The sequence below is a fragment of the Streptomyces cahuitamycinicus genome (genome assembly GCF_002891435.1).
In the GTDB taxonomy this organism is placed as follows: domain Bacteria; phylum Actinomycetota; class Actinomycetes; order Streptomycetales; family Streptomycetaceae; genus Streptomyces; species Streptomyces cahuitamycinicus.
In genome coordinates this window covers 1-9,526 of record NZ_POUC01000320.1, presented here as the reverse complement: position 1 = coordinate 9,526, position 9,526 = coordinate 1, and the positions used below count along the sequence as shown (strand labels likewise).

General features: G+C 70.9%; 8 protein-coding genes. 4 read left to right on the top strand and 4 right to left on the bottom strand.

Annotation, left to right across the window (positions count from 1 at the left end; translation table 11 throughout):
- Positions 1 to 80: 80 nt before the first annotated feature.
- On the bottom strand, positions 81 to 518 hold the full coding sequence (locus C1J00_RS31300; RefSeq protein ID WP_030849396.1) for a MarR family winged helix-turn-helix transcriptional regulator: 438 nt from the start codon (positions 516 to 518) through the stop codon (positions 81 to 83).
- Positions 519 to 673: 155 nt separating this feature from the next.
- On the opposite strand from C1J00_RS31300, the gene C1J00_RS31295 reads away from it, so the two are divergent.
- Positions 674 to 901: a CopG family antitoxin gene (locus C1J00_RS31295; protein ID WP_102912356.1), complete on the top strand. Its 228-nt coding sequence runs from the start codon at positions 674 to 676 to the stop codon at positions 899 to 901.
- Here C1J00_RS31295 and C1J00_RS31290 read toward each other — a convergent pair.
- Positions 871 to 2,322 carry an NCS2 family permease gene (locus tag C1J00_RS31290; protein WP_102912355.1) on the bottom strand — a complete coding sequence of 484 codons (1,452 nt, stop codon included), beginning with the start codon at positions 2,320 to 2,322 and terminating at the stop codon, positions 871 to 873. The genes C1J00_RS31295 and C1J00_RS31290 overlap by 31 nt on opposite strands.
- A gap of 117 nt (positions 2,323 to 2,439) precedes the next feature.
- On the opposite strand from C1J00_RS31290, the gene C1J00_RS31285 reads away from it, so the two are divergent.
- From C1J00_RS31285 to C1J00_RS31275, 3 genes are all read left to right on the top strand, one after another.
- Positions 2,440 to 2,718 (top strand): DUF2530 domain-containing protein, encoded by a 279-nt coding sequence (locus C1J00_RS31285; RefSeq protein WP_102912354.1) that lies wholly within the window; start codon positions 2,440 to 2,442, stop codon positions 2,716 to 2,718.
- Positions 2,719 to 2,840: 122 nt separating this feature from the next.
- A complete protein-coding gene (locus C1J00_RS31280; protein ID WP_102912353.1) occupies positions 2,841 to 3,686 on the top strand; it encodes a class I SAM-dependent methyltransferase in 846 nt (281 codons plus the stop codon).
- A gap of 133 nt (positions 3,687 to 3,819) precedes the next feature.
- Entirely contained in the window at positions 3,820 to 6,213 is a 2,394-nt protein-coding gene (locus tag C1J00_RS31275; RefSeq protein WP_102912352.1) for an HAD-IC family P-type ATPase, read from the top strand.
- Positions 6,214 to 6,295: 82 nt separating this feature from the next.
- Here the strand turns inward: C1J00_RS31275 and C1J00_RS31270 are convergent, their stop codons facing one another.
- Together C1J00_RS31270 and C1J00_RS31265 are read right to left on the bottom strand one after the other, a co-directional pair.
- The gene (locus C1J00_RS31270; protein WP_102912351.1) at positions 6,296 to 7,162 is read right to left on the bottom strand and encodes a DUF5707 domain-containing protein; all 867 of its coding nucleotides are present in this window, start codon (positions 7,160 to 7,162) and stop codon (positions 6,296 to 6,298) included.
- A gap of 184 nt (positions 7,163 to 7,346) precedes the next feature.
- The coding region (locus C1J00_RS31265; RefSeq protein ID WP_102912350.1) for a molecular chaperone Hsp90 at positions 7,347 to 9,526 on the bottom strand (2,180 nt) is incomplete at its 5' end.

The following is a 9,526-nucleotide window of genomic DNA, read 5'->3' as shown; positions in this document are numbered from 1 at the left end:
GAGTCGTGGGGATCAGGTGCGGGGGCGGAAGCTGCTCCGGGTCCCGAACTCAAAGGGTTCGCCTCCTTGCTACATACGGCTTACAGGTGCGCGAGCTTCTCCAGCACGGGGGCGGCGGCGCGGAGTTTCGCCCACTCGTCCTCGTCGAGGTTCTCCACCAGCGTCGCCAGGAACGCGTTCCGCTTGGCGCGGCTCTCCTCGAGCATGGCCTCGGCCTGCTCGGTGCGTGTGACGACCTTCTGGCGCCGGTCCTCGGGGTGGGGCTCCAGCCGGACCAGGCCCTTGGCCTCCAGCAGCGCCACGATGCGGGTCATCGACGGCGGCTGGACGTGCTCCTTGCGGGCGAGTTCGCCCGGGGTGGCCCTGCCGCACAGGGACAGGGTGCCCAGCACCGACATCTCGGTGGGGCTGAGCGATTCGTCGACCCGCTGGTGCTTGAGCCGACGGGACAGCCGCATCACTGCGGATCGGAGGGAGTTCACGGCGGCTACGTCGTCGCCATGGCTGAGGTCCGGCATGTTCATTAGCGTAACTCATTACTCTCGCTAAAGACCAGCGGTAACACGCCGGACGGTCCGTGACGGCCGCCACTGAAGCGTGACATCACTCATTTGGGTGATGAAGTCGCGGAACCGCGCCCGCCACACCGAACGGTGCCGCGACCCTCATGCCCATGGGGACCAGCGTGCTCAGCCTGCGAATAGACCACGACCTGCTCGAACGGCTCCGGCACCAGGCCGCGAAAAGGGGAATGAGCGTCCAGGACTATGTCGTCCGGACGCTCATTCGAGATGACTTCGACCAGCGGTTCCAGACCGCCGTCGAGGAGACGGAGAGGTTCTACGGGTCACCCGGCTCCGGTGAAGAGGATCAGGTCAGGCCCAGCGCCGGCATCAGGTAGTAGAAGGCGAACACCGCCGCCACCGCGTACATCGCCGACGGCACCTCCCGGCCCCGCCCGGCCGCAAGCCGCAGCACCGCGAAGGTGACGAAGCCCATGCCGATGCCGTTGGTGATCGAGTAGGTGAACGGCATCATCAGCATCGTCACGAAGGCGGGGACGGCGATCGTGTAGTCCGCCCAGTCGATCTCCTTGACCGATCCGGCCAGGATCAGGAAACCGACCGCGACCAGCGCGGGCGTGGCCGCCTGGGAGGGGACCATCGTGGCGACCGGCGTCAGGAAGAGGGCGGCGGCGAAGAGGCCGCCGGTGACGACGTTCGCGAGACCGGTCCGGGCGCCCTCGCCGACACCGGCCGTGGACTCGACGAAGGCGGTGGTCGCGGAGGAGGAGCTGGCGCCGCCGGCGGCGACCGCGAGGCCGTCGACGAACAGCACCTTGTTGATGCCGGGCATCTGCCCCTCGCCGTCGGTCAGCTTCGCCTCGTCGGAGACGCCCATGATCGTGCCCATCGCGTCGAAGAAGCACGACAGCAGCACGGTGAAGACGAAGAGCACGCCGGTGAGCATGCCGACCTTGCCGAAGCCGCCGAACAGGCTGACCTGCCCGATCAGCCCGAAGTCGGGGCTCGCGACGGGGTTGCCGGGCCACGTGGGCGTGGTCAGGCCCCAGCTCGGCACCTCGGCCACCGTGTTGATGACGACCGCGAGGACCGTCATGGCGACGATCGAGATCAGGATCGCGCCGGAGACCTTGCGCACGATGAGCGCGAGGGTCAGCAGGACGCCCAGGACGAAGACGAGGACCGGCCAGCCGTTCAGGTGGCCGTCGCCGCCGAGCTGGAGCGGGACGGTGGTCCGGGCGGCGTCCGGGATCCGGGAGACGAAGCCGGCGTCGACGAGCCCGATCAGCATGATGAACAGGCCGATACCGATGGAGATGGCCTTGCGCAGCCCGTAGGGCACGGCGTTCATGACGCGCTCGCGCAGTCCCGTCGCCACCAGCAGCATGACTACGAACCCGGCGAGGACCACCATGCCCATCGCGTCCGGCCAGGACATCCGGGGGGCGAGCTGGAGGGCGACGACGGAGTTCACTCCGAGGCCGGCGGCCAGGGCGATCGGGACGTTGCCGATGACGCCCATGAGGAGGGTGGTGAGAGCTGCGGTGAGGGCCGTCGCGGTGACCAGCTGCCCGTTGTCGAGCTGGTGGCCGTACATGTCCTTGGCGCTGCCGAGGATGATCGGGTTCAGCACGATGATGTAGGCCATCGCGAAGAAGGTGGCCAGACCGCCCCGGACCTCGCGGGACAGGGTGCTGCCCCGTTCGGAGATCCGGAAGAAGCGGTCGAGTGCGCCGTACGTGCGCCCGGCTCCCGGCTGTTCAGGGGCGGGGACCTTGGCAGGAGCCGAGGAGGACATGTGTTTGGTGTTTCCTACGAAGAGAAGTGGTCAGACATAAACCGTTTCAGTATGAACGTATAAGGCCGCGATCGGCCATCTCCGCGCGTAGACCCGATCTCCTCGTAAGCTGTCCCCATGGCGAAATGGACCCCCAGACACGAGGCGCCGGAGCCCCTGGAGGGCCCCGTGGTAGCCACCATCACCGGCGGCACGATCCTGTGGTTCGTCCTCTTCCTGGTCCAGCTCCCCTTCTACGGCTGGTTCGACGACCACGGCCACACCTGGTGGGTGTGGACCTGCCTGGCCGGCGCCGGGCTGGGACTGATCGGCATCTGGTACGTCCGCAAACGCGATGCCGCGATCAAGCGGGCGGCGGCCACCGAGGGGCTGACGGTGACCCCCTCGGCCGAATAGGCACCTTCTTGCCCGCTCTCCCGCGAGACACGTCACCGCCCCCTCCCTACGCTCGTAGAAGGCGGCGAAACGCTCGAAAGCGTCGCGCGGGACCCGCCGCCGGACCGGTGAGGAGCGCAGCGATGACGATGCGGAACAGCACGGTCGAGGCCGACCGTGCCCTGAAGTCGAAGCACCGGGCGATGTGGGCCCAGGGCGACTACCCGTCCCTGGCCGCCGAGGTCATCCCCGAGCTGGGAGCGGTCCTGGTCGAGGCGTGCGGGGTCCGCTCCGGCCAGCGGGTGCTGGACGTGGGCGCCGGCTCCGGCAACGCCGCGATCCCGGCGGCCCTGGCCGGTGCGGACGTGGTGGCCTCCGACCTCACCCCTGAGCTGTTCGAGGCCGGCCGGCGGGCGGCCGAGAAGCAGGGCGCGCACCTCACCTGGCAGGAGGCGGACGCCGAGGCCCTGCCCTTCGGTGACGCCGAGTTCGACACCGTGCTGTCCTGCGTGGGCGTCATGTTCGCCCCGCACCACCAGCAGGCCGCCGGCGAACTCGTCCGGGTCTGCCGTCCGGGCGGCACCATCGGGCTGCTGAGCTGGACGCCCCAGGGCTTCATCGGCCGGATGTTCGCCGCCATGAAGCCGTACGCGCCACCGCCCCCGCCCGGAGCCCAGCCGCCCCCGCTCTGGGGGGACGAGGACCATGTCCGCGCCCTCCTCGGCGACGCGGTCACGGACGTGCGCGCCGAGCGCCGCACCGTCCGGGTCGACCGCTTCGAGACGCCGGAGACGTTCCGCGACTACTTCAAGGAGCGCTACGGCCCGACCATCAGCGTCTACAAGAACCTCGCCGGCGATCCCGAACGCGCCGCCGCCCTCGACGGCGCCCTGGTGGACCTCGTCCGCGACGGCGACCTCGGCACGGGCTCCGGCGGGACCGTCCTGGAGTGGGAGTACCTGCTGCTCACCGCGCGCCGGGCGGGCTGACACCGGGGCGTGGCACCGGGGTCCGACGGCGTACAACTGCCGTACGACCACGGCACGAAGTCCGTCCTTCCCAGGTCGGATCTTCGCCGCATTCAGCGGGTGAAGCGGCAAATCCGCACGTACCGTCGAATGCATGACGCATCTCGACGCGGGTGCCCGGCCCGACTCCGCGCGGCCGGCGACGGTCACCTCCCGCGAGACCGGCCTGACCGGTGCTCAGGTCGCCGAACGGGTGGAGCGCGGCCAGGTCAACGACGTGCCGGTGCGCAGCAGCCGGTCCACCGTCGACATCGTCCGTGCGAACGTCTTCACCCGCTTCAACGCGATCATCGGCGTGCTGTGGCTGATCATGCTGGTGGTCGCGCCGATCCAGGACAGCCTGTTCGGGTTCGTCATCCTCGCCAACACCGGCATCGGGATCGTCCAGGAGTGGCGGGCGAAGAAGACGCTGGACTCGCTCGCTCTGATCGGCGAGGTCAGGCCGACCGTGCGCCGCGACGGGAGTGCCGCGCGGGTCAGCACCTCCGAGATCGTCCTGGACGACCTGATCGAGATCGGGCCCGGGGACAAGGTCGTCGTCGACGGGGTCTGTGTCGAGGCCGACGGTCTCGAGATCGACGAGTCGCTGCTCACCGGCGAGGCCGACCCGGTCGTCAAGCAGCCGGGCGACCAGGTCATGTCGGGCAGCTTCGTGGTCGCGGGCGGCGGGGCCTTCCAGGCGACGAAGGTCGGCCGTGAGGCCTACGCCGCCCAGCTCGCCGAAGAGGCCTCCCGCTTCACCCTCGTCCAGTCCGAGCTGCGGTCGGGCATCTCCACGATCCTCAAGTACGTCACGTGGATGATGGTCCCGACCGCGATCGGCCTGATCATCAGCCAGCTGTTCGTGAAGGAGAACGCCTTCGACGACTCCGTCGCCCGCACGGTCGGCGGCATCGTCCCGATGGTCCCCGAGGGGCTCGTCCTGCTCACCTCGGTCGCCTTCGCCATCGGCGTGATCCGCCTGGGCCGCAAGCAGTGCCTGGTGCAGGAGCTGCCGGCGATCGAGGGCCTGGCCCGGGTCGACACGGTCTGCCTCGACAAGACCGGCACCCTCACCGAGGGCGGCATGGACGTCACGGAGCTGCGTCCGCTCCAGGGCGCCGACGAGACGTACGTGCGCGAGGTGCTCGGGGCGCTGGGCGCGTCGGACCCACGGCCGAACGCCTCCCTGAAGGCGATCGTCGACACCTACCCGGCCGTCGAGGACTGGCGCTGCACCGAGGCGCTGCCGTTCTCCTCGGCCCGCAAGTACAGCGGCGCCGCGATCAGCGAGGGCGACGGGCGGACCGGCCGGTGGTTGCTGGGCGCGCCCGACGTGCTGCTGGCGGAGGACGACCCGGCCCTGGCCGAGACGGGGCGGCTCAACGAGCAGGGCCTGCGGGTGCTGCTGCTCGCCCGGGTCGAGCGGGGCCTGGACGATCCCGAGGTGACGAAGGGCGCGAAGCCCACCGCCCTGGTCGTGCTGGAGCAGCGGCTGCGGCCGGACGCCGCCGACACCCTGCGCTACTTCGCCGACCAGGACGTCCGGGCCAAGGTCATCTCCGGCGACAACGCGGTGTCGGTCGGCGCGGTCGCCGCCAAGCTCGGCCTGTCCGGCACCACCGTGGACGCGCGCCGGCTGCCCGTCGAGCGGGACGGGATGGCCGAGGCCCTCGACGGCGGCACGGTGTTCGGGCGGGTCACCCCGCAGCAGAAGCGGAACATGGTGGGCGCGCTGCAGTCCCGCGGGCACACGGTCGCGATGACCGGTGACGGGGTGAACGACGTGCTCGCCCTGAAGGACGCCGACATCGGCGTGGCGATGGGCTCCGGCTCGGAGGCGACCCGGGCGGTGGCGCAGATCGTGCTGCTGAACAACAGCTTCGCGACGCTGCCGTCGGTGGTCGCGGAGGGGCGCCGGGTCATCGGCAACATCACTCGGGTGGCGACGCTGTTCCTCGTCAAGACGGTCTACTCGGTGCTGCTGGCCGTCCTGGTGGTGTGCTCCCAGGTGGAGTACCCGTTCCTGCCGCGCCATCTGACCCTGCTGTCCACGCTCACCATCGGCATCCCGGCGTTCTTCCTCGCGCTCGCGCCCAACAAGGAGCGCGCGAAGCCGAACTTCGTCCGGCGGGTGATGCGGTACGCGGTCCCGGGCGGGGTCGTGGCGGCGGCGGCGACCTTCGCGACGTATCTGATCGCCCGGGAGCACTACACGGGTGCGGGAGCGCTGGACGCGGAGACGAGTGCGGCGACCCTCACGCTGTTCCTCATCTCGATGTGGGTGCTGGCGATCATCGCCCGGCCCTACACCTGGTGGCGGGTCGCCCTGGTCGCCGCCATGGCGGGGGCGTTCCTGGTGGTACTGGTCGTGCCGTGGCTGCAGGACTTCTTCGCGCTGAAGCTGGTGGGGATGACGATGCCGTGGATCGCGGTCGGCATCGCGGCGGTGGCGGCGGCCACCCTGGAACTCCTGTGGAGGTGGGTGGACCGCCGCGTTCCCGCTTGAGCGCGGCGCCGCGGGGGCTTGTCGCGCCCACGCGGCGGAGCCGCACATCGATACAGCCCCGCGCCCCTTTCGGGGCGCGCCTCTACTTCACGTCGACGAAGTCACCCGTGGCGTTGACCGCCGGGGTGGTCGAGGTGCCGGCGAAGGAGTAGCGGAAGTAGCCGTCCACCGAGGCCTTGACGGTGGTCTTCAGCTGGCCCGTGGAGTTGGACTTGATGGTCTTGACCGTGGTGTAGGTGTTGCTGTTCTTCTTGCGGAACTGGAGCTTGACGGGCTGGCCGGTGTAGCCCGCGTACTTGTGGGTCTCCCAGTTGGCGCGGGACAGTTTGCCCGTGACCGTGATGGTCTTGCCCTTCTTCACCGGCTCCGGCGAGGCGTTGACCGTCAGCTTGGAGGCCCGCTGGACCTTGGCCGTCTTGTAGGCCTCGCGGATCACGTAGTCGTCGTCGTTGCCGACGGCGGCGGCCCACACCTTCCAGGTACCGGCCAGGAGGTTCCGGTAGATGTTGTCCTTCGGGTCGGCGATCAGCGTGACCTTGCAGGTGGCGGTGGTCGCGCTGGAGTCGGTGCACTTGCCGACCTGCGTGTCGTCCAGGGTCTCCGGCACGATCGCGCCGTCGGCGTTGTCGGTGTCCGGGCCGTGCCACAGCATCGCGAAGGCGTCCCTGACGCCTTCCGGGTCGGTGGCCGTCACGGAGACGGTGAAGGACTTCTTGACGGTCGTGCCGACCACGATGTTCTTGCCGGCGTTGACGGTCACAGCCGTGACCTTGGTGTCGCCCAGGGACTCGTCCGCCGGAGCGGCGGCGGTGAACGGCGTGGCCTTCGAGGTGGACGGGACCAGCGACGCCAGGTTCGGCATGTGGTCGTCCGCCTGCGCGGCGGGCACGGCGAGGGCGGAGAGGGCCAGGGCGCCGGTGACGGCGGCCACAGTGGCTCGGATACGCATGCGTTCTCCAGGTGGAGAGGGGCCCCGGTGCTCGTCGTCGGCTCTCGGGGCCCAAGTGATCGTGGAGTCTGTTGACTCACGTGATCAGATAGCCCAGTGGTACGCATGGTTGTACGACTGGTGAAAAATTTGTGCGGGGATTTTCACCAACGGCCTTACGCGGGCGGCAAATCGGCCGTACCGGTCAGTCGAACCACCGGTCCCGCTCCAACTCCTCGGTCCGGGACGGGTCTTCCAGCAGCGCACCCACCTCGAACCGCCGCGGCCACTGCCCCGCCGCCCAGGCGAGTCCCGCGGCGACGCCCTCCAGGGTCGCGGCGTGCAGGACGCCGTCGTCGGTGAGCCGCCAGTCGATCTCCACGCCGTCGACGACGAGTTCCTCGTGCTCCACGTAGAAGGACGGGGTCCGCCGGCCGAGCAGCGCCCGCACCGGCTCCGGGACGTCGTGCTCGGTGCCCTCGGAGGTGACCTGCCCGGTGACGGACTCGCTGAGCCGCCGCACCTGGAACAGTTCGGCCAGTCCGGCGGCGCGCGACGGCGGCACGGGAAGCAGGGGAACACCGGACGTGAACGGCAGCAGGTCGGGCGAGTCGCAGACCACCGCGTCGGCCGCGTCCACGACCTCCACCCGGCCGTCGGTGACGGCCCGCAGGTCGTCCGGCAGGGTCACCTGCTCCGGGTCCAGTTCGGCCAGCGACCCGTACAGGGCGTGCAGCTGAGCGCCCGTCACCTCCCGCTCGGCGTCGGCGAGCCGGTCGAGCAGTTCGGCGGCACCGCCGGGCTCGTCCAGCAGGGCGGCGACGGAGGTGCGCACCCCCAGCGCCCGCAGCACCTGTTCGTCCTCGAACCCGGTCGCGTCGGCCTCGTCGTAGAGCCCGCGCAGCAGCGAGTCGCCGCCGGAAGCCCGCAGACCGGCCGGGCGGCGGCCGTCGAGGACCGGGTTCCCGCGCAGCCACCACGCGGTGTACGGCCGGACGACCTCGTGCGTCCCGTCCGGCAGCAGGATCCGCACGGGCTGCACGATGGCGTCCCGCAGGGGCGGCCGGGACAGCAGCGTCAGCGCCTGCGCCCACTTGTCCTCGTCCACGAGGTCCAGGTCCCGCACGGCGATGATCTCGGTGGCGACCGGCGGCACCGGGCTGTCCGGGAAGCGGTCGAGGATGTCCTCGCACCACACGTCGACGGCGTCCAGCAGGCCCGGGTCGTCCGGTTCGGTGAAGTCACCCTCGTGGGGCTCCAGTTCGTCCGGGTCGAGGACGACGTCGGTGGCGCGGACGACCGCGAAGTTCACCAGGACACCGCAGGCGGCGAGCGGCTGCTCGCCCCACTTCGCGGCCAGCTCGGCGTCCACGAAGGCGAGTTCGCCCTCGCGCATGACCTGGGCGAAGGGGCCGCCGGGGAAGACGAGTTCGCAGGCCGGGGCCGGTTCGCCGTCCTCGTCGGGCAGGGCGAGCGCGCCGAGCCAGGGCTCGTCACCGGGCTCCAGAGCGGCGTCCCGCACCAGGGCGAGCACGGTGTCGGCCAGTTCGTCGGCGTCGAGGACGTCCTCCTCCCAGTTCACACCGCCGTCGTCGTCCAGGGACGCGGCGACGGCGGCCCGGACCTGCGGTGTGGTGAGGACGGCCCGCGGCGTCGCGGGCAGGGCGCCGAGCTTCTCCAGGAGGGGGTGGGCGGCATCCGGGTGGGCGACCTTCAGACCGAGCCGGGCCAGCACCTCGGGGTCGATCCGCCCGGCCTCCGCGCCGGGCAGCAGGACCTGCCGGGGCCCGATGGTGGTACGGCCGTCGGCGAGCGGCACCGGGAGCCCGGACAAACGGTCCGGGTCGATCCCGGCCAGGCTGTCGTAGAGCCGCCGCCACCAGCCGGGTTCCTTCTCGAGTCCGGCCAGCCGGTCGACCGCGTCGGTCAGCGGGACCCGGGCGACGCCCAGGGTCCGCAGCTCGGCGCGTCGCTCCAGCCCGGCGGGCAGGAGCGTGGGCAGCACCTCGGCGAGCACCCGCACGGTGTCCGCGCCCGCGCCCTCGACGACCTCGGCGTCCCGCGGCCGCAGGGACTCCGGCAGGTCGTCACCGTCGCGCGGAGGGAGCGCGGGCGGCAGGAAGGAGGTCCGCGGCAGCCGCTCCAGGATCGCCTGGCGCAGGGCTCCGTCCAGTTCGCCCTTGCCGAGCGGGCCGGGCACGAGGTCGATGATCCCGGCGGTCACCGGCCGCCAGCCGCCGAGGAGTTCGGCGTAGGCGTCGGCCGCGCGCTGGACCAGGAAGTCGGTCAGCGGGCCAGGGGCGGCGTGCCGGCGGGTGGAGTCCAGCGGGAACGAGGCGATGAGCAGGGCCGGGACGCCGAGCGGTTCGTCGCTCGGGGTGGGGG

Bases quoted from the DNA above. Each gene is read 5' to 3' on its own strand.
- C1J00_RS31275 (WP_102912352.1), top strand. From the start codon at position 3,820: ATGACGCATCTCGACGCGGGTGCCCGGCCCGACTCCGCGCGGCCGGCG.
- C1J00_RS31295 (WP_102912356.1), top strand. From the start codon at position 674: ATGGGGACCAGCGTGCTCAGCCTGCGAATAGACCACGACCTGCTCGAA.
- C1J00_RS31290 (WP_102912355.1), bottom strand. From the start codon at position 2,322: ATGTCCTCCTCGGCTCCTGCCAAGGTCCCCGCCCCTGAACAGCCGGGA.
- C1J00_RS31280 (WP_102912353.1), top strand. From the start codon at position 2,841: ATGACGATGCGGAACAGCACGGTCGAGGCCGACCGTGCCCTGAAGTCG.
- C1J00_RS31285 (WP_102912354.1), top strand. From the start codon at position 2,440: ATGGCGAAATGGACCCCCAGACACGAGGCGCCGGAGCCCCTGGAGGGC.
- C1J00_RS31270 (WP_102912351.1), bottom strand. From the start codon at position 7,162: ATGCGTATCCGAGCCACTGTGGCCGCCGTCACCGGCGCCCTGGCCCTC.
- C1J00_RS31300 (WP_030849396.1), bottom strand. From the start codon at position 518: ATGCCGGACCTCAGCCATGGCGACGACGTAGCCGCCGTGAACTCCCTC.